Source organism: Bradyrhizobium sp. AUGA SZCCT0169 (assembly GCF_018130085.1).
GTDB lineage: Bacteria > Pseudomonadota > Alphaproteobacteria > Rhizobiales > Xanthobacteraceae > Bradyrhizobium.
In genome coordinates this window covers 20046-37571 of sequence record NZ_JAFCMC010000041.1, presented here as the reverse complement: position 1 = coordinate 37571, position 17526 = coordinate 20046, and the positions used below count along the sequence as shown (strand labels likewise).

Genomic DNA, 17526 nt, shown 5'->3' with positions numbered 1-17526 from the left:
GTTTCGGTTGATTTTTGCGTCGCATTTTACTCTACCGGCTTCACCACCCAGGCCCTGCAACTTTCGCTTCGTCCGTCTTCGCGGGCGATGTTCGGCGGAACAGAACGCTGCATGACGGCAAGTGCTTCGAAAGCAGACCTTCGCGCTGCCGCTTTGGCAAAGCGCGATGCATTGAGCGATGAGCAGCGCGCGGCTGCCGCGCAAGCCCTCGCCAAGCGCGGCCTGCCGTTTGAGATCACGGCGGGCATGGTCGTGTCGGGTTATTCGCCAATCCGCAATGAGATCGACCCGGCACCCTTGATGCGCAAGCTCGCGGAAGCAGGCGCGAAGCTGGCGCTGCCGGCGGTGATGGCGCGTGGCAAGTCGCTGGCCTTCCGTGCGTGGTCCGGGAACGATCGGCTGATGCTCGGGCCACTCGGCATTCCCGAGCCTTCGCCGGCCGCCGCTGAACTCATTCCCGACATCATGTTGATCCCGCTGGCGGCGTTCGACGCCGAGGGGCACCGGATCGGCTATGGCGCCGGACATTACGATTTCACGCTGGAGCATTTGCGCAAGGCGAAGGCCGTTACCGCCGTCGGCACGGCGTTTGCCGTGCAGCAAATAAAGGCGGTTCCGGCCCAGCCGCACGACGTGGCGCTGGATTATGTGCTAACGGAAAAGAAAGTGTTCGATTTCCGGAGCTGAATTTTGCGCATCCTCTTCATCGGTGACGTCGTCGGCAAAACCGGCCGCACCGCCATTTCAGAACATCTCCCGGGCATGGTCAGAGACTGGTCGCTCGATCTCGTCATCGTCAATGGCGAGAATTCGGCCGGCGGCTTCGGCATCACCGAGGCGATCTACCAGGAATTCCTCGACGCCGGCGCGGATGCGATCACGCTCGGCAACCACGCCTGGAATCAGAAGGAGGCGCTGGTGTTCATCGAGCGCGCGCCGCGCCTGATCCGCCCCTTGAACTTTCCGCGCCATACGCCGGGCCGCGGCGCCGCACTGATCGACACCAAGAACGGCAAGCGCGCGCTGGTCATCAACGCCATGGGCCGCGTCTTCATGGAGCCGCTCAACGATCCGTTCAACGCGGTCGGCAAGGAGCTCGACGCCTGTCCGCTGCGTGAAGCCGCCGACGCCATCGTGGTCGATTTCCATGGCGAGGCGACCAGCGAGAAACAGGGTATGGGATTCTTCTGCGACGGCCGCGCCAGCCTTGTGGTCGGCACCCATACCCATGTGCCCACCGCCGATCACCAGGTGCTGCCCGGCGGCACCGCCTATATGAGCGACGCCGGCATGACCGGCGATTACGATTCGATCATCGGCATGCAGAAGGAAGAGCCGCTGCACCGGTTCGTCACCGGCATTCCCTCGGGCCGTTTCGAACCGGCGTTCGGTGTCGCGACACTAAGCGGTGTCGCGGTCGAAACCGACGATGCCACCGGGCTGGCGCTGCGAATAGCGCCAGTGCGGGCGGGCGGCAGGCTGGAGCCGGCGGTGCCGGGATTTTGGACCGGCCACTGAACGGGCGTGCGAGAAGGTGTGATGCAAAGGTTTCTGGTCTTCCTGCTCGCGTTGTTGCTGTCGCAGCCGGCGTCCGCGCAAAAGCTCACCCAGCGCCCGGTATCGCAGAACCCGGTATCGCCCGAAGACATGGCCGGGCGGCTGGAGAAGTCCGCGATCGACACGGCGAAGGTCGCGCCGAAGGGCGCGGCACGAGGATCCTCGGTGGATTTCTCCTGGGCCTCCAGTGCGGAAGAACACCGCGCGCTGGCCAAGCATGTGCTCGTGCTCGTCAGCGTGGTGACGCAGGACCAGGCCGAGCTGCCGCTGCGCCGGGTCTATGTCAACATCGACGGCCGCGAAACCGAACTGGTAAGGTTGAGCAGCCAGCTCAGCGGCGTCCGGAAAGGCTCGAAGACCTATTCGATGCTCGGGCCTTATCGTGAGGACGGCTTCTACCTCGCGCCCGCCGGCAGCATGATGGCGGACGGCTATCTGCAGGCCGATTTCGCGGTGCGGCGGAACGGCTTCAATCTCTACAAATTGCCGGGGACGCCACCGGATTTCATCAAGGCGGACAGCAATCCGGTGCCCGGGCCCGACGCCAGGCCGGAAACGCCGGTGCTCAAGGCGATGCTGCTGCGCGAGTACAAGGGCTTCGAATTGCCGGCAGGCCTGCGCTAGATTCCGGCGATGCCCGCCTTTTGGTGAGCTGGCGTGCGCTACCTTGCCATGCTTTGATGCAACCGGACGGATCGTTTCGATCGTGGAGGTTGTTTGGCCAGCGAGCGCTTGGAACGGCGGTTGGCGGCGGTGGTGGCGGCTGATGTCGCCGACTACGGCCGTTTGATGCGCGTGGACGATGCGCGGACGCTGACCGACCTGAAGAGTGCCAGAAGGACCCTGATCAACCCGGCCGTTACGGCGCATCGCGGCCGCATCGTGAAAACCGTCGGCGGCGAGATGCTGGTCGAGTTCGCCAGTGCCGTCGACGCGGCGCAGTGCGCGATCGAAGTCCAGCGCGGCATGGCGACGCAGAACGCCGCCGTGCCGCAGGACAAGCGCATCGAATTCCGCATCGGCATTCATCTCGGCGACCTCATGATCGACGAGAGCGATATTTTCGGCGACGGCGTCAACATCGCCGCGCGGCTTGAGAAGCTGGCCGAGCCCGGCGGCATCTGCATCTCCGACGACGCGCACCGGCAAATCCGGGGCAAGGTCGGCGCCAACTTCGATGACCTCGGCGCGCAGACCCTCAAGAACATCACCGAGCCGATGCGGGCATGGCGAATCCGGATCGGCGGCGAGACGCCTTCCGTGGCCGCCCTCTCGAACAATCCGGTCCCGTCCAGCCCGCCTCCTGCGCTTCCCGATATGCCGTCGATCGTGGTGCTGCCGTTCCAGAACATGAGCGGCGATCCCGAGCAGGAGTATTTCGCCGACGGCATGGTCGAAGAGATCATCACCGCGCTGTCGCGCTTCAAATCGCTGTTCGTGATCGCGCGCAATTCGAGCTTTACTTACAAGGGCAAATCCGTCGATATCAAGCACGTCGGGCGCGAACTCGGCGTGCGCTATGTCCTCGAAGGCAGCGTCCGCCGGGCGGGCGACAGGGTTCGCATTTCCGGCCAGCTGATCGAGGCCGCGACCGGCACGCATATCTGGGCCGACCGGTTCGATGGCGGGCTGGAGGACGTATTCGGCCTGCAGGATCAGGTGACGACCAGCGTCGTCGGCCTGATCGCGCCTCGGCTCGAACAGGCCGAATTCGAGCGCGCGCGCCACAAGCCGACCGAGAAGCTCGACAGCTACGATCATTATCTGCGCGGTGCGGCGCTGCTGCATCACCGCTCTTCGCTGGTCGACGCATACGGGTTCTTCAGGAAAGCCATCGAACTCGATCCGGAATACGCGGCGGCGCACGCCATGGTGGCCTGGACGTGGATGGCCCGGCAGGCCGTCGATGGCCTGCCGCTCGCCGCCGAAGATCGCGCCGAAGCCATCCGGCATGCACGGCTGGCGGCGCGACTCTCGGAAGAAGATGCGTTCGTGCTGTCACGTGCCGGTCACGTCCTGACCTATCTCGGCCACGAATATGACTATGGCGTTTCCCTGGTCGAGCAGGCGGTCGCGCTCAATCCGAATCTCGCCATCGTGTGGTATTCGCGCGGATGGGTCTCGCTGATGTGCGACGAGACCGAGCGCGCGATCGAGAGCTTTGACCGCATGATCAGGTTGAGCCCGCTGGATCCCTTGCGGATCAGCGCCTGGGACGGCGCCGCACACGCCCTGTTCTCGCTCGAACGCTATGAGGAAGGCTGTGTCGCGGCGATGAAGGCGATGCAGTTCAACGTCAATGCCCATACGCTGGGGGCGTTGATCATCAACGCGGTGCGCGCCGGCCGGACCGAGGAAGCGCAAAAAGCGGTCAGCCGGCTTTTGAAGATTCAACCCGGTTTTCGGACGTCTCACGTGGCGGAGGCCTATCCCGTCCGCCGCGCCAAGCGGCAGGACGAGATATCAGCAGCACTGCGCGACGCGGGTTTGCCGGACTAGCTCGTTTAGTAGCGCGCCGGCACGTACATCTCCGGCGGGACCGGCCCGCGCTGGTAGTCCGGATGGCGCACGCGCGGCGGCAGGATGACGGGATCCTGCGGGACCTCGCTGTAGGGAATCTGTTCAAGCAGATGGGCGATGCAGTTCAGCCGCGCCCTCTTCTTGTCGACGGCCTCGACCAGGTGCCACGGCGCTTCCGGAATATGGGTGCGCTCCAGCATCGCCTCCTTGGCCTTGGTGTATTGCTCCCAGCGGCTGCGCGCCTCCACGTCCATCGGGCTCAGCTTCCACTGCTTCAAGGGGTCGCGGATCCGCATCGTGAAACGCAGATGCTGCACCTCGTCGGTGATCGAGAACCAGTATTTGATCAGGATGATGCCGGAACGCACCAGCATGCGTTCGAATTCCGGCACCGAACGGAAGAACTCCTCGACGTCGGCTTCGCTGCAAAATCCCATCACCCGCTCGACGCCGGCGCGGTTGTACCAGCTGCGGTCGAACAGCACGATCTCGCCGCCGGCCGGCAGATGCGAGACGTAGCGCTGGAAATACCATTGGGTGCGTTCGCGCTCGTTCGGCGCCGGCAGCGCGGCGACCCGGCAGACCCGCGGATTCAGCCGCTGCGTGATGCGCTTGATGACGCCGCCCTTGCCGGCTGAATCGCGTCCCTCGAAGATGACAACCACTTTCAGCTTCTGGTGCTGCACCCAGCTCTGCAGTTTGACGAGTTCACCCTGCAGACGGAACAGTTCCTTGAAATAAAGGTGACGGTCGACGGTTTTCTCTGATGTATCGCCCTCGAATTCGGTGGTCAGCGCGTCGAGGAGGTCGTCGTCGATCTCGAGTTCCAGTTCCTCATCGAAACTGTCCATCATTTCCGCGTGGATGCGATCATGGATCGAGCCATTGAGTGGCTTATCGGTCATCGAGGTACTCCGCCCAGGAAAGCCTAAAGGAAATGCACAGCGTCACCGTTAGTTTCAAATGGGCATGTCAGTGGTGTGACAGCGCACGCCGGGCAAGGCGTCTTGGACGTCTGTCGTTCAGCTCTGCCGAAATCCCATGCGGAAGGCGCCCCAATGGCGGCCGCGCACGTGGATCGGGGAGGAGAGGTCTTTCATCAGCACGAAATTGCCGCCGCCCATGTCGCGGCGGTAGGTCTGCAGCAGGAACGGCTTTGTGTTATCAGCGACCTTCTTCACCGCGCGGTCGCTGAACAGGCGGCGGTTGCGGCAATTGGCGTTGTTCCAGACAGGGTCGGGCCCCTGTGGCAGGCGGTAGTTCGGATTGTGGGTCGGCAGATAGCCGCCTTTGGCCCAGGCGACGCAGAACACGATGCGCGGATCGCTCTTCTGGATCGGATCCTGGATGGAGGGCAGGACGCGGTCGGTGAAGGCGACATAGTCGGTCAGATATTGCTTCGGATCGGTACCTGATATTTCGCGGTATTTCTCGTCCATCAACTGCTCGACCGTGATCTCGCCGCGCGCGACGGCGGCCTCGAACGCGTCGGAAATCTGCTTTGCGGTATCCATCACCACGCGGATCAACGGCGCATCCGCCGTCTCGACGCCGCTGTCGGCGATCAGTACGATCAGGCCTTCCGACAGTTCGAGCAGCTTCGCTACCCGTCCGTCGGCCTGCTTCAGCTCGCTGGAAGACAAACCGACGCCCTGGGCAAGCTGGCCGAGTTCCTCGATCACGCGGTCGCAATGGCCGAGATTGGACGTCGCGGCCCTGGCGACGCCGTCGATCTCATAGCCTACGGACGCGATGCCCTGATGCACGCGCGCGATGATGCCGCTGATCTGCTGTGCGCCTTCACTAGCGCTCTTGGCGCGGAGCGAGGCGTCGCTGCTCTCGCCGATCAGGCTGCCGATCTGGCCGTCGAGATCGCGCATGGTATCGGAAATCTGCTGCGTGGCCTGGCGAGTTCCTTCCGCCAGGCTCTTCACTTCGTTCGCGACGACGGCAAAGCCGCGGCCGGCAGTTCCGGCGCGCGCCGCCTCGATCGTGGCATTGAGCGCCAGAAGGTTGGTCTGCTTCGCAATCGCCTCGATCGAGCCGGAAACTTTTGCGACCTGCGACAGGGCCGAGCCGACGGCGCTGAGCCGGGCCTCGATGCGGCCGACCGCTTCGACGAGTTCGGCGATGTGCTGGACGGCCGTATCCACCGCGCTGCGCGACTGAACGATCTCTCCGACGGCAGCCGACGTGGTCGATTGCACCGCCTGCGATGCATTGGCGATGTCGCGGTTGGCCGAGACCATCGTCTGGGCCGTCTTCTGCAAGTGGTGGAACCGGTCCGACTGGTTCGCGACGCGGCTTGCGACCTCCTGGACGTTGCCGGCGATGTCGGCAAGCTCCACGCCGAGCCCGCCGATGCGGTCGGCAAGCTGGTCAATCAGTCGTTCGGCAAGTGACTGGTTGGATTGAGTGTCCAGGACTGCACGCTGCACAAAGGACATGCTCGAGCTTTCTCCAGTCAGAGCCGACGATCGGCTCACCGCGGCGAGCGCATTCCAGTTTCAAGTCTAGAATGCGATTCGCGCCTTGCGTCTTGCCTGAGAGCGAACTGCTGGAGCGTTTTCGAGCGAAGCGTGTCCTCCGACTTGATCCGAGGTGGATACCGGTTCGCGTCAAGAAAACGCGTCAATCGAGAATCTACAGCCTGTAGGCCGTGCGGAAGCCGCCCCAGTGGCGGCCCTTGACGCGGATCGGCACGTCGATCTCGCGCATCATCACGGTGTTGCCGTTGCCCATGTCGCGGGCGTAGCTCTGCACCAAATAGGCGCGCTGGTTGCGGCCGGCGGCGAGGCCCGCGGGATCGTTGAAGATGCGGCGGTTGCGGCTGTTGGCGGTGTTCCAGGTGACGTCGCCGGGCCGCTGCGGGTGTGAATAGATCTTGTTGTGAACCGGCAGATAGCCGTTCTGGTCGATGACAGCGCAGAACGCCATGCGCTTGTCTTTGGCGAGGAAAGCTTCCTGGAACGGTGGCAGCGCGCGGTCCGCCCAGTCCAGAATTTTGGTGCGGTACTGCACCGGGTTGCTGCCTTGGATTTCGAGATAGTTGGTGTCGAACATGTCCTCGATCGAGATCGCGCCGCTGGCGACGCCCTGCTCGAAAATCCTGGTCAACGCGGCGCCGGCTTCCATGGCGCGGGTGACGAACTCGGTGTTCTCGTCGTGGATCGCCCACAATTTGTCTTCGATCGCCTCGCGCAACGCGGCATCCGGCCGCTCGAACTGCGCCTGCGCGCCGGCTTTGGAACGCTCACTGACGCGAATTTTGCAGGCGCCGATATCCGGCAGCGTGGCGTCGAGGCTTTGGTTGGGCGGCAGCTTTTCGGCGTCTGCGCCGCTGATCAGGATGCCGTCGATCGAAATCTCGTAGACCGGCGCCGTGATCAGGCCGCGCGGGGTCTGGATTTCGACCTTGAGGCTGCAAGGCAGCTTTTCCTGTTTGCGCTGGCCCTGGCGCTCGCTTTGGCGCAGCAGCACCGCGCAGCGCGATTTGAGCTTCTGCGCAAAGGTCGTGACCGCGCGGCCGGCATCGGCGACGCTTTCGCCATGCGCTTCGGCTTCCTTGGTCGCGACATCGATCTCGGTGGCGCTTTCGCCGACCGAGACGATGAAGCGCGATGCGGAGGCGGCATTTTCGGACATTTCGCCGGTGGTCTGGCTTTGCTCGGCAACTGCGCCGTTGACGTTGTCGAACACCGGCCGGATCAATTCGATCGCCTGCGAAATCCGATGCACGGCGTCGACCGAGCCGGCGGCGTCGCGCTGCAGCGCCTCGATCTTCCTGGTGATTTCCTCGGTGGCGTTCTGGGTCTGCACCGCCAGCGCCTTCACCTCGGTGGCGACGACGGCAAATCCGCGCCCGGCTTCGCCGGCACGCGCGGCCTCGATCGTGGAATTGAGCGCCAGCAGCGTGGTCTGCCGCGCGATCTGCGCGATCAGATTGACGACATTGCCGATCGCCGCGGACGATTCGCGTAAGCGGTCTACATTGGCGCTGGCTTCGCGGGCGGCCTCGCTGGCCTGGTCGGCGAGCTTGCCGGCATCGCGCACCTGCTCGCCGATGCCCTGCGCCGAATGGGTGAATTTGTCGGCGGCCTGCGAGAAAGTGGTTGCGGTGCTCTGGGCTGCGGTGGTGCGGCCGGTCAGGGCGTCAGTGCGGTGGCGGATGGTGGTCAGCGTCGCCGCGGTCGCCTCGGCGCCGCCAGCGACCGAATGGGCCGCGCGCTCGAGCTGGCGGATCATGCCGCCGAGTTCGAGTTCGAGCAGCTCAAGGATTTCCTTGGCCGAATCGCTTTCAAGCGTGCCGTCGCTCGCGGCTGCTGCCGTCGGAACCGCACCCGGATTGTTGGGTTCAACGGCAGGCGCGGACGCCTCCGGCACTCGCTTTCGAAACAAACCGAACGCCATGGGCTCTCTTAACGGTTGGGGTCTCTTAAAAGTTGAGTAGGTGCGGCGCATCCTCTCATCCGGGCATGAAGTCATGGTTAACAACTGCCTCATATTCCATCTTACGGGCACTACTTAAGTACCAGAACGGGCCTTGAATCTTTGATTTTGGCCGGTTGACGGCCTATAAGGCCGCGTTTTCATCCAAATCCGCTCACGAACGAATCCAAGAGACCCCGCATGGCCGGCCATTCCCAGTTCAAGAACATCATGCACCGCAAGGGGCGGCAGGATGCCCAGAAGTCGAAACTGTTCGGCAAGCTGGCGCGGGAAATCACGGTCGCGGCCAAGATGGGCCAGCCCGATCCGGCGATGAACGCCCGGCTGCGCGCGGCGATCATTTCCGCCCGCCAGGAAAACATGTCGAAGGATTCGATCGAGCGCGCGGTGAAGAAGGCGAGCGGCGGCGAGGGCGAGAATTATGACGAGATCCGCTACGAGGGCTATGGCCCCGGCGGCGTCGCCGTGATCGTCGAGGCGCTGACCGACAACCGCAACCGCGCGGCCTCCGATATCCGCTCCTACTTCACCAAGTCCGGCGGCAACCTCGGCGAAACCGGATCGGTTTCCTTCATGTTCGATCACACCGGCATCATCGAATACGACGCCAAGGTGGCCTCCGATGACGCGATGCTGGATGCGGCGATCGAAGCCGGCGCCGACGACGTTATTTCGAGCGAGAACGGCCACGAAATCTATGCCTCCAAGGAAACGTTTCGCGAGGTCGCCAAGGCGCTGGAAGCGAAGTTCGGCGAAGCCCGCAAGGCGGCGCTGACCTGGAAGCCGCAGAACACGGTGCCGGTGGACGACGAGACCGGCGAGAAGCTGCTCAAGCTGATCGACCATTTGAACGAGCACGACGACGTGCAGAATGTCTACGCCAATTTCGAAGTCTCGGACGCGCTGATGGCGAAGATGGGCGGGTGATTTGTCGTCCCTGCGAACGCGGCCCCACGCTCCGCTGTCGTCGCCCGGCATAGCCGTCTGAAGGACGGCGTCGCTTCCGCTCGCCTACGACCGGGCGATCCAGTACTCCGGGCAGTTGCGATTCATCACAGGCTTCCCGGCGTACTGGATCCCCGCCTTCGCGGGGATGACAATTGATGGTGGGTACGCGACCTGGGCAGGGGATGACTGTTCTCTTTATGTTTCGTTCACGGTGCTCTGGCGTTATCACAGGCCATGACATCTCCTCCGATTCGCCAACCCGTCCGGATTATCGGCATCGACCCCGGCCTGCGCCGCACCGGCTGGGGCGTGATCGAGACCGAGGGCAACCGGCTGGTCTTCATCGGCTGCGGCTCGGTGGAGCCGCCGGACGATCTGCCGCTGGCGAGCCGGCTGCTGGCGATCCATGAAGGCCTCGCCGCCGTGCTCGGCGACTACAGCCCCATGGAGGCTGCGGTCGAACAGACCTTTGTGAACAAGGACGGCGTTGCGACGCTAAAACTCGGCCAGGCGCGCGGCGTCGCCATGCTAGCGCCGGCGATGTTCGGCATATCGGTTGCCGAATACGCGCCCAACCAGGTCAAGAAGACCGTGGTCGGCGCCGGTCATGCCGACAAGAACCAGATCGCGGTGATGCTCAAAATCCTGCTGCCGAAGGCCGAGCCGAAATCCGCCGACGCCGCCGACGCGCTGGCGATCGCGATCACGCACGCCCATCACCGCGCCGGCACGGCGCTACGGCTGAAGGTGGCGGGTCTATGATTGGCAAACTGAAAGGCCTGATCGACTCCTACGGCGAGGACTACGTGATCCTCGACGTCGGTGGTGTCGGCTATCAGGTACATTGCTCGTCGCGCACGCTGCAGGCGCTGCCCGCGCCCGGCGAGGCCGCGGTGCTCTCGATCGAGACCTATGTGCGCGAGGACCAGATCAAGCTGTTCGGCTTTCGCGGCGATATCGAGCGCGAATGGTTCCGCCTGCTGCAGACGGTGCAGGGCGTCGGCGCCAAGGTGGCGCTGGCGGTGCTCTCGACCTTGCCGCCGGCTGAACTTGCGAACGCGATCGCGCTGCGCGACAAGGCCGCGGTGACGCGCACGCCCGGCGTCGGGCCGAAAGTCGCCGAACGCATTGTCACCGAATTGAAGGACAAGGCGCCGGCCTTCGCCAGCGTCGATCCGGCGCTGGTACATCTTTCAGGAGCGATCGACAATGATCGCGCGCCACGCCCGGTCACCGACGCGATCTCGGCGCTGGTCAATCTCGGCTACGGCCAGCCGCAGGCGGCGGCCGCCATCGCGTCCGCCTCGCGCAGCGCCGGCGAGAATGCGGAAACGGCCCAACTGATCCGGTTGGGGCTGAAGGAACTCGCGAAATGAACGAACTGCGCTGGAGCATCACAAAATGATTACCTGTTATCTGCGTTACCAGCTCGATCCGGACAAGCTCGCCGACTTCGAGGCGTACGGCGCGATGTGGCTTGAACTGCTGCCGCGGTTCGGTGGCGTCCATCACGGCTACTTTCTGCCATCCGAAGGCGAGAGCGACGTGGCGTTGGCGATGTTCAGCTTTCCGAGCCTCGCGGCCTACGAACAGTACCGCAAGGATGCCGGCACCGATCCCGACTGCCAGAAGGCGGTCGCCTTCGCAAAACGGACGCGTTGCTTCATCCGCTTTGAACGGTCATTTTTCCGGCCATTGTTTCCGAAAACGGCCTAAAGCTGGGCGAAGAGGTGAGAAAGACATACAAGTAGCCGCATGAACACGCCCTCCCGCATCGTCACCCCCGAGCGCCGCAGCGACGATGTCGGCGATACCGCGCTGCGCCCGCAATTGCTGGCGGAGTTCGTCGGCCAGGCGCAGGCGCGGAAGAATCTCTCGATCTTCATCGAGGCGGCGCGCAAGCGCGGCGAGGCGCTCGATCACGTGCTGTTCGTGGGGCCTCCCGGCCTCGGCAAGACCACGCTGGCGCAGATCGTGGCGCGTGAACTCGGCGTCGGCTTTCGCGCGACCTCCGGACCTGTGATTGCCAAGGCCGGCGACCTCGCCGCGCTCCTGACCAATCTCGAAGAGCGCGACGTCCTGTTCATCGACGAAATCCATCGCCTCAGTCCGGCGGTCGAGGAGGTGCTTTATCCTGCGATGGAGGATTTTCAGCTCGATCTCATCATCGGCGAGGGGCCGGCAGCGCGATCCGTAAAAATCGAGCTGGCGAAATTCACCCTGGTCGGCGCCACGACGCGTGCGGGCCTGCTCACCAATCCGCTCCGCGACCGCTTCGGCATTCCGGTGCGGCTGAATTTCTACACCGTGGAAGAGCTGGAGAAGATTGTCACCCGCGGCGCCCGTGTGCTCAACATCGGGATGACGCCGGACGGCGCCAACGAGATCGCGCGCCGCGCCCGCGGCACGCCGCGCATCGCCGGTCGGCTGCTGCGCCGGGTGCGGGATTTTGCGTCCGCCGCGGATGCCACCTCTGTCGACCGCGCCATTGCCGACCATGCGCTGAGCGCGCTGGAAGTCGATGCCGCCGGCCTCGATGCGATGGACCGGCGATATCTTTCGACCATCGCGCTGAACTATGGCGGCGGCCCGGTCGGCGTCGAGACCATGGCGGCGGCGCTGTCGGAGCCGCGCGATGCGATCGAGGACATCATCGAGCCGTTCCTGATCCAGTGCGGCTACCTGCAGCGCACCCCGCGCGGCCGGCTGTTGACCTCGCACGCTTTCAAACATCTCGGCCTCGCCGAGCCCGCGCGCGATCCGGCGCAGTTCGGCTTGTTCGGCGGCGGCGAGAGCGACGACTAACGCGTTCGAACCGGATCGGCCCAATCACGCACTAATAGAAAATATCAACAAGCCGGCGGCGCGCGCATCGTGCGGGACCGGCTGTTTTTGCCGTGGAGTGCCAGATGAAATCGACCGAAGACGCCAAGGTGCTGGCCGTTGTCGCGGCAGCGCCGGAACTGGGCACGCCCGACGATACCGATAACGTCCTCAACGCGATGCCTGTCGACGAGCTGGCCTCATTGTGGGCTGTGCTGCAGCGGCTCAGCAAGCGCGACCAGACCTCCGGCGCCTGGGCGGCCAGGCTCTATTTCGATCATCTGCCGCACCGCAAACCGGATCGCGCGCTCGATCTTGCGCTCGAAGTGCTGCGCCGTGAATCCGACAAGCCGACCGTGATGCAGCTCAATGAGAAGTTCATGATGTCGCTGATGTATGCTCACGGCGAAAGCGTGATCGATCGGATCGAGGCCGAGGCGAAGGATAACGCCCGGCTGCGCTGGCTGCTCGGCGGAATACTGCTCGGTCCAAACGAGCCGTTGAAGCAACGCATCCTGGCGATCGCCGACCTCAAGGGCTGGAAGGCCGACGACATCGCGCGACGGACCCCAAAACAGCCGCTCGATTGCGAAGCGATGACGCTGCCGGAGCTGGCTCGCGCCTGGGTCGAGCAACATTCGAAATCCGACCGCGACCGCGATGACAATTTCTTTGCCATGATGGATTATGAGAGCGAATTGCGTGGTGAGGATCCGGACAGGGCGATCGATCTGATCGTCGCGATCCTCGAGATCGAGACCAATCCGGCGCTGCTGTCGCTGCTCGCGGCCGGTCCGCTCGAGGATGTCATCAGCATGGAAACCATCGACCGCATCGAGCGCGAGGCGCAGGCCAGCGACCGTTTTCGAGATCTTTTGGGCGGCGTCTGGTACTACCGCGCCTCCGACGAATTGAGGGCCCGGCTCGACGCGCTGGTCGGGGAGAACAGGTGGTAACCTTAATGCAACTGCTGACGATCTGCACAAACGCACCCCAATTCCGGCTCAATACCCGCCCATGTTTGCGATGCATCACGATTGACCAGCCATGATTTCACGCCGACATTTCTTTAAACTCTTTGGTGGATTGGGCGCCCTCGGCGTCACGACCACGGCCTACGGGTTCTCCGAACCCGCGCTGCAGCTTCGCGTCACGCGGTACAACCTTCTGCCGCCGCAATGGCCCGCCGATTTCAAGCTCAAGATCGCCGTCATCACCGACCTGCACGCCTGCGATCCCTGGATGTCGCTCGACCGCATCCAGGGGATCGTCGAGCGCACCAACGCACTGAAGGCCGACGTCATCGTCATGCTCGGCGACTACGTGGCCGGGCACCGCAAGGTGACGCGCTTCATCCCGGCCGATGAATGGGCGCCGGTGCTGGCCGGGCTGAAGGCCCCGCTCGGCGTGCACGCCATTCTCGGCAATCATGATTGGTGGGATGACAAGGAAGTGCAGCGCGAAGGCAAGGGGCACACCTTCGCCCGCCGCGCGCTGGAGGCGTCAGGTATTCCGGTCTACGACAACGACGCCAAGCGCCTCACCAAGGACGGGCGGCCATTCTGGCTGGCGGGCCTTGGCGATCAACTGGCCTATTTCCCGGCACGCCGTTTCAGGCCGGTGCGGCGGGTCGGCGTCGACGATCTCGGCGCCACGCTGGCGAAAGTCAGCGATGACGCGCCGGTTATTCTGCTGGCGCATGAGCCCGACATCGCCAGGCGCGTGCCCTCGCGGGTGTCACTGCAGCTCTCCGGTCATACCCATGGCGGTCAGGTGCGTTTGCTGGGCTGGTCGCCAGTTGCACCGTCCGGCCAGCGGCTCGCCTATGGCCACATCCGCATGAAGCACGACATCGTCGTCTCCGGTGGCCTCGGCTGCAGCATCATGCCGTTCCGCATCGGCGTGCCGCCCGAGATCGTGCTGGTGACGCTGGGCGGGCAGGGTGCGGTCGTGGCGTAATCTGTCGCGCTTGCGCGGCAGGCGGATTTTGCGCAAAACGATGGCTTTCCAGGCGATCGAGGGCCGCAATTGACGTTACCCCACATCGACGGCGCGGTCCGCGACGGCCGCCATCACATGCAGGTCCGCGTCTACTACGAGGACACGGATTTCTCCGGCATCGTCTACCACGCCAATTATCTGCGCTTCATGGAGCGCGGCCGCACCAATCATCTGCGGCTGATGGGTGCCGATCAGCATGCGCTGTTCGAGCAGGCGCAGGCGGAGACGCCGGGCTTTGCCTTCGTAGTCCGCTCGATGGAAATCGATTTCCTGCGGCCGGCGCGGATGGACGATCTGCTCGACGTGGTGACCTGGCCGATCGCGGTGAAGGGCGCCTCGATCACGCTGGCGCAGGAAGTGCGACGCGGCGGGGAAGCTCTGGTTACGGCCAAGGTGCGCGTCGCCTTCATTTGCGAGGGGCGGGCGAAGCCGATCCCGAAATCGCTGCGGCAGCTGCTGAAGGCCGATCTGGATTGATTTCGCCGAATACTTGACACTCTGTACCGATCGGTACAGTCTCCGGCTCGTTCAGAAGCCGGAGATACCCGATGTCGCGCCCGCCCTTGCCGCCGTTCACGCGAGAGACCGCCGCCCAGAAAGCGCGCATGGCGGAGGACGCCTGGAATTCGCGCGATCCCGTGCGGGTCTCGCTGGCCTATACCGAGGACAGCCGCTGGCGGAACCGCGCCGAATTTTTCGAAGGCCGCGCCGCGATCGTTGACTTCCTCACCCGCAAATGGGCGAAGGAGCACGAATACCGCCTGGTCAAGGATCTCTGGGCCTTCGACGCCAACCGCATCGCGGTGCGCTTCCAGTATGAATGGCATGACGGTGCCGGGCAGTGGCACCGCTCCTACGGCAACGAGCAATGGGAGTTCGACGAGCACGGCCTGATGCGCCGGCGCGAGGCCAGCATCAACGATGTCGAGATTGCCGAGAAAGACCGGCGCTTTCATTGGGCCGCGCCCGGACCGCGTCCGGCGGATGTCGCGGGCTTGAGCGAGAGCCCGTTCTAGCGGAGTCATGGCCAAGGGAACTATAGCCAAAACCGTTTCCGAACGCGCCGATCTGTTGCCGCTGATCTCGGAGGTGTTCCGCAGCCACGGCTATGAAGGCGCGACGCTGGCGCTGATCGGCAAGGCCACGGGTCTGGGGAAGGGCAGCCTCTATCATTTCTTCCCCGACGGCAAAGCGCAGATGGCGGCGGAAGTCTTGGCCGAGATCGACCACTGGTTCGAGGTCAATATCTTCGCAGCCCTGCGCAACTCCGACGATCCCGCACAGGCGATTTCCGACATGACCGCTTGTGTCGACCGCTATTTCCGTTCGGGCCACCGCGCCTGCCTGGTCGGCGTCATCGCGCTCGGGGCATCGCGAGATATTTTCAGCTCGCAGGTAGCGGATTATTTCAGCCGCTGGAACGATGCGCTGGCACAAACACTGCGGCGCGCCGGCTTCAGCGCAAGGGTAGCGCGGCGGCGATCCGCCGATGCGCTGCTGACCATTCAGGGCGCGCTGGTGCTGGCGCGGGCGCTCGACGACACAAAAGTGTTCGGGCAGGCGATGGTGGATATGAAGGCGCGTTTGCTGGCGAAATGAGGTACGTCACTTTCCATTGATGTCGTCCCGGCCTGGAGCCGGGACCCATACCGCGTGATCTATCGGTAGAAAAAAGTCGGCAGACACCCGCCTAAATTACGCACGCCGCGGCGTACGGGCCCCGGCGTTCGCCGGGGCGACAACTGAATTACGCCGCCGCCTTGTGCCGGGCGATCTCGGCCTTGTAGAGGTCGAACTCTTCCGCCAGCGCTTTCGCCACGCTCGGCCGCTTCTTCATCCGCTCGAGATAATCCATCACGGCTGGATATTTCGAAAAGTCGATCATCGGGGTCGCGATGCTCCAGTTCAGCACGGTGGTGAGATAGGCATCCGCCACGCTGAAATGATCGAGCACGAATTCACGCCCCTCGAGATATTTGTTGAGGTAGTCGAGGCGCGACAGATACCGCTCCAGCGTATAGGCCTTGACCTCCGCCGGCACGGTCTTGCCGAGCAGCGGCGTGAACAGGCCCTTGTGCAGTTCGGTGCCGATGAAGCACAGCCATTGCTGCAGCTTCGAGCGTTCAATGCCGGGTCTGGCGCCGATATTGGAATCGGACAACCGCTCGGCGACGTGCTGCAGGATTGCGGCGTTCTCGGTCAGCGTCACGCCGTCGTCGGTCCGCACCACGGGCACGAGGCCGAGCGGATTGACCGCGTAGAAATCCGAATCGTCCTTCAACACGCGTTTCGTCTTGGGGTCGACCTCGATGAAGTTGGCCTGGCTGCCGGCCTCATACAGCGCGATCCTGGTTGCCATCGAGCAGGCGAGGGGCGAGAAATAAAGGTCCATGGTCGAATCTCCCTGTGGGGTTCACTTTTGGGGTTTCACGCTCGGGTTCAGACGGTCGCGACGGCTGAGCTTGATTTATGTACCGTTTCGTATAAATAAGCGTCAAGGATTATTTGCAAGATGGTACAAAAAAGGAATCCGCCGCCGCCGCGCGCCCGGGCCAAGGCGAAGGCTGAGCTTTCAAAGCCCGAGCCTGCGAGGCCGCAACCCCCGGCCGGCGGCATCCCGCCAAAACGCCGCGGCCGGCCGCGCGCCTATGAGCCTGACGTGGCGCTGTCGCGCGCGCTCGATGTGTTCTGGAAGGACGGCTTTGCCGCGACCTCGCTCGATGATCTCAGCGCCGCCACCGGCATGAACCGGCCGAGCCTCTATGGCGCGTTCGGCGACAAGCGCGAACTCTACAAGAAGACCTATGAGAGCTACCGCAACCGCGCCCGCGCGCGGATGGGCGAGGCCTTCGCGGCCGACATGCCGCTGCGGCCGATGCTGCTTCGAATCTATGGCATCGCGCTCGACATGTATCTGTCGGGTGAGGACGGCCCGCGCGGCTGTTTCACTGTCATGACCGCGACCTCGGAAGCGGTGTTCGACCCTGACATCCGCGCCCTGGTGGTCAGCGGCCTCGTCGAGATGGACCGCTTCTTCGCCCGCCTGTTCAGGATCGCCCAGGAACGGGGTGAATTGTCCGCCTCCGCCGATCCGCAAGTGCTGGCGAATCTCGCGTCGGCGACGATCCACACCATTGCAATCCGCGCTCGCGCGCAAGTGCCGCGCGCGGAACTGGAAGCGCTGGTGAACGGCGCGGTCGATATGATGGTGCGGGGGTAGCTCCACTG

The 17526-nt window shown here is 63.9% G+C and carries 19 protein-coding genes; 15 read left to right on the top strand and 4 right to left on the bottom strand.

Annotation, left to right across the window (positions count from 1 at the left end):
• Positions 1-111: 111 nt before the first annotated feature.
• From JQ609_RS30165 to JQ609_RS30150, 4 genes are all read left to right on the top strand, one after another.
• Positions 112-687 carry a 5-formyltetrahydrofolate cyclo-ligase gene (locus tag JQ609_RS30165; RefSeq protein WP_212276376.1) on the top strand — a complete coding sequence of 192 codons (576 nt, stop codon included), beginning with the start codon at positions 112-114 and terminating at the stop codon, positions 685-687.
• Positions 688-690: 3 nt separating this feature from the next.
• Positions 691-1518, top strand: a complete 828-nt coding sequence (locus JQ609_RS30160; RefSeq protein ID WP_212213190.1) for a TIGR00282 family metallophosphoesterase — start codon at positions 691-693, stop codon at positions 1516-1518.
• A 21-nt stretch (positions 1519-1539) separates the two neighbouring features.
• On the top strand, positions 1540-2181 hold the full coding sequence (locus JQ609_RS30155; protein WP_212213187.1) for a hypothetical protein: 642 nt from the start codon (positions 1540-1542) through the stop codon (positions 2179-2181).
• Positions 2182-2274: 93 nt separating this feature from the next.
• A complete protein-coding gene (locus tag JQ609_RS30150; RefSeq protein ID WP_249128577.1) occupies positions 2275-4056 on the top strand; it encodes an adenylate/guanylate cyclase domain-containing protein in 1782 nt (593 codons plus the stop codon).
• A 5-nt stretch (positions 4057-4061) separates the two neighbouring features.
• On the opposite strand, the gene ppk2 is transcribed toward JQ609_RS30150, so the two are convergent.
• From ppk2 to JQ609_RS30135, 3 genes are all read right to left on the bottom strand, one after another.
• On the bottom strand, positions 4062-4982 hold the full coding sequence (gene ppk2, locus JQ609_RS30145; protein WP_212276375.1) for a polyphosphate kinase 2: 921 nt from the start codon (positions 4980-4982) through the stop codon (positions 4062-4064).
• A gap of 117 nt (positions 4983-5099) precedes the next feature.
• On the bottom strand, positions 5100-6524 hold the full coding sequence (locus JQ609_RS30140) for a methyl-accepting chemotaxis protein (protein ID WP_212276374.1): 1425 nt from the start codon (positions 6522-6524) through the stop codon (positions 5100-5102).
• A 196-nt stretch (positions 6525-6720) separates the two neighbouring features.
• Complete coding sequence (locus JQ609_RS30135) at positions 6721-8487, bottom strand: methyl-accepting chemotaxis protein (protein ID WP_212276373.1); 1767 nt, start codon at positions 8485-8487, stop codon at positions 6721-6723.
• A gap of 219 nt (positions 8488-8706) precedes the next feature.
• Between JQ609_RS30135 and JQ609_RS30130 the strand changes: the two genes are divergently transcribed.
• From JQ609_RS30130 to JQ609_RS30085, 10 genes are all read left to right on the top strand, one after another.
• Positions 8707-9453 (top strand): YebC/PmpR family DNA-binding transcriptional regulator, encoded by a 747-nt coding sequence (locus JQ609_RS30130; RefSeq protein ID WP_212213163.1) that lies wholly within the window; start codon positions 8707-8709, stop codon positions 9451-9453.
• A 255-nt stretch (positions 9454-9708) separates the two neighbouring features.
• Positions 9709-10236, top strand: a complete 528-nt coding sequence (gene ruvC / locus JQ609_RS30125) for a crossover junction endodeoxyribonuclease RuvC (RefSeq protein ID WP_212265556.1) — start codon at positions 9709-9711, stop codon at positions 10234-10236.
• Positions 10233-10850, top strand: a complete 618-nt coding sequence (ruvA, locus tag JQ609_RS30120) for a Holliday junction branch migration protein RuvA (RefSeq protein WP_212032930.1) — start codon at positions 10233-10235, stop codon at positions 10848-10850. The genes ruvC and ruvA overlap by 4 nt, the downstream gene beginning before the upstream one ends.
• Positions 10851-10875: 25 nt before the next feature.
• A complete protein-coding gene (locus JQ609_RS30115; protein ID WP_212276372.1) occupies positions 10876-11190 on the top strand; it encodes an NIPSNAP family protein in 315 nt (104 codons plus the stop codon).
• 39 nt (positions 11191-11229) lie between these two features.
• Positions 11230-12279: a Holliday junction branch migration DNA helicase RuvB gene (gene ruvB, locus JQ609_RS30110; RefSeq protein ID WP_212276371.1), complete on the top strand. Its 1050-nt coding sequence runs from the start codon at positions 11230-11232 to the stop codon at positions 12277-12279.
• A gap of 104 nt (positions 12280-12383) precedes the next feature.
• Positions 12384-13253, top strand: a complete 870-nt coding sequence (locus JQ609_RS30105; RefSeq protein WP_212276370.1) for a DUF6869 domain-containing protein — start codon at positions 12384-12386, stop codon at positions 13251-13253.
• Between the two features lie 91 nt (positions 13254-13344).
• The gene (locus tag JQ609_RS30100; RefSeq protein ID WP_212276369.1) at positions 13345-14256 is read left to right on the top strand and encodes a metallophosphoesterase; all 912 of its coding nucleotides are present in this window, start codon (positions 13345-13347) and stop codon (positions 14254-14256) included.
• 69 nt (positions 14257-14325) lie between these two features.
• Positions 14326-14775, top strand: a complete 450-nt coding sequence (gene ybgC / locus JQ609_RS30095) for a tol-pal system-associated acyl-CoA thioesterase (protein WP_212276368.1) — start codon at positions 14326-14328, stop codon at positions 14773-14775.
• A gap of 71 nt (positions 14776-14846) precedes the next feature.
• Entirely contained in the window at positions 14847-15314 is a 468-nt protein-coding gene (locus JQ609_RS30090) for a nuclear transport factor 2 family protein (protein ID WP_212276367.1), read from the top strand.
• A 7-nt stretch (positions 15315-15321) separates the two neighbouring features.
• Positions 15322-15897 carry a TetR/AcrR family transcriptional regulator gene (locus tag JQ609_RS30085; RefSeq protein ID WP_249128575.1) on the top strand — a complete coding sequence of 192 codons (576 nt, stop codon included), beginning with the start codon at positions 15322-15324 and terminating at the stop codon, positions 15895-15897.
• 148 nt (positions 15898-16045) lie between these two features.
• Here the strand turns inward: JQ609_RS30085 and JQ609_RS30080 are convergent, their stop codons facing one another.
• Positions 16046-16690 carry a glutathione S-transferase family protein gene (locus JQ609_RS30080; protein WP_212276366.1) on the bottom strand — a complete coding sequence of 215 codons (645 nt, stop codon included), beginning with the start codon at positions 16688-16690 and terminating at the stop codon, positions 16046-16048.
• A 120-nt stretch (positions 16691-16810) separates the two neighbouring features.
• On the opposite strand from JQ609_RS30080, the gene JQ609_RS30075 reads away from it, so the two are divergent.
• Complete coding sequence (locus JQ609_RS30075) at positions 16811-17518, top strand: TetR/AcrR family transcriptional regulator (RefSeq protein WP_212276365.1); 708 nt, start codon at positions 16811-16813, stop codon at positions 17516-17518.
• Positions 17519-17526 lie beyond the last annotated feature (8 nt).

Bases quoted from the DNA above. Each gene is read 5' to 3' on its own strand.
- JQ609_RS30165 (WP_212276376.1), top strand. From the start codon at position 112: ATGACGGCAAGTGCTTCGAAAGCAGACCTTCGCGCTGCCGCTTTGGCA.
- JQ609_RS30155 (WP_212213187.1), top strand. From the start codon at position 1,540: ATGCAAAGGTTTCTGGTCTTCCTGCTCGCGTTGTTGCTGTCGCAGCCG.
- ppk2 (WP_212276375.1), bottom strand. From the start codon at position 4,982: ATGACCGATAAGCCACTCAATGGCTCGATCCATGATCGCATCCACGCG.
- JQ609_RS30140 (WP_212276374.1), bottom strand. From the start codon at position 6,524: ATGTCCTTTGTGCAGCGTGCAGTCCTGGACACTCAATCCAACCAGTCA.
- JQ609_RS30135 (WP_212276373.1), bottom strand. From the start codon at position 8,487: ATGGCGTTCGGTTTGTTTCGAAAGCGAGTGCCGGAGGCGTCCGCGCCT.
- JQ609_RS30130 (WP_212213163.1), top strand. From the start codon at position 8,707: ATGGCCGGCCATTCCCAGTTCAAGAACATCATGCACCGCAAGGGGCGG.
- ruvC (WP_212265556.1), top strand. From the start codon at position 9,709: ATGACATCTCCTCCGATTCGCCAACCCGTCCGGATTATCGGCATCGAC.
- ruvA (WP_212032930.1), top strand. From the start codon at position 10,233: ATGATTGGCAAACTGAAAGGCCTGATCGACTCCTACGGCGAGGACTAC.
- JQ609_RS30115 (WP_212276372.1), top strand. From the start codon at position 10,876: ATGATTACCTGTTATCTGCGTTACCAGCTCGATCCGGACAAGCTCGCC.
- ruvB (WP_212276371.1), top strand. From the start codon at position 11,230: ATGAACACGCCCTCCCGCATCGTCACCCCCGAGCGCCGCAGCGACGAT.
- JQ609_RS30105 (WP_212276370.1), top strand. From the start codon at position 12,384: ATGAAATCGACCGAAGACGCCAAGGTGCTGGCCGTTGTCGCGGCAGCG.
- JQ609_RS30100 (WP_212276369.1), top strand. From the start codon at position 13,345: ATGATTTCACGCCGACATTTCTTTAAACTCTTTGGTGGATTGGGCGCC.
- JQ609_RS30090 (WP_212276367.1), top strand. From the start codon at position 14,847: ATGTCGCGCCCGCCCTTGCCGCCGTTCACGCGAGAGACCGCCGCCCAG.
- JQ609_RS30085 (WP_249128575.1), top strand. From the start codon at position 15,322: ATGGCCAAGGGAACTATAGCCAAAACCGTTTCCGAACGCGCCGATCTG.
- JQ609_RS30080 (WP_212276366.1), bottom strand. From the start codon at position 16,690: ATGGACCTTTATTTCTCGCCCCTCGCCTGCTCGATGGCAACCAGGATC.
- JQ609_RS30075 (WP_212276365.1), top strand. From the start codon at position 16,811: ATGGTACAAAAAAGGAATCCGCCGCCGCCGCGCGCCCGGGCCAAGGCG.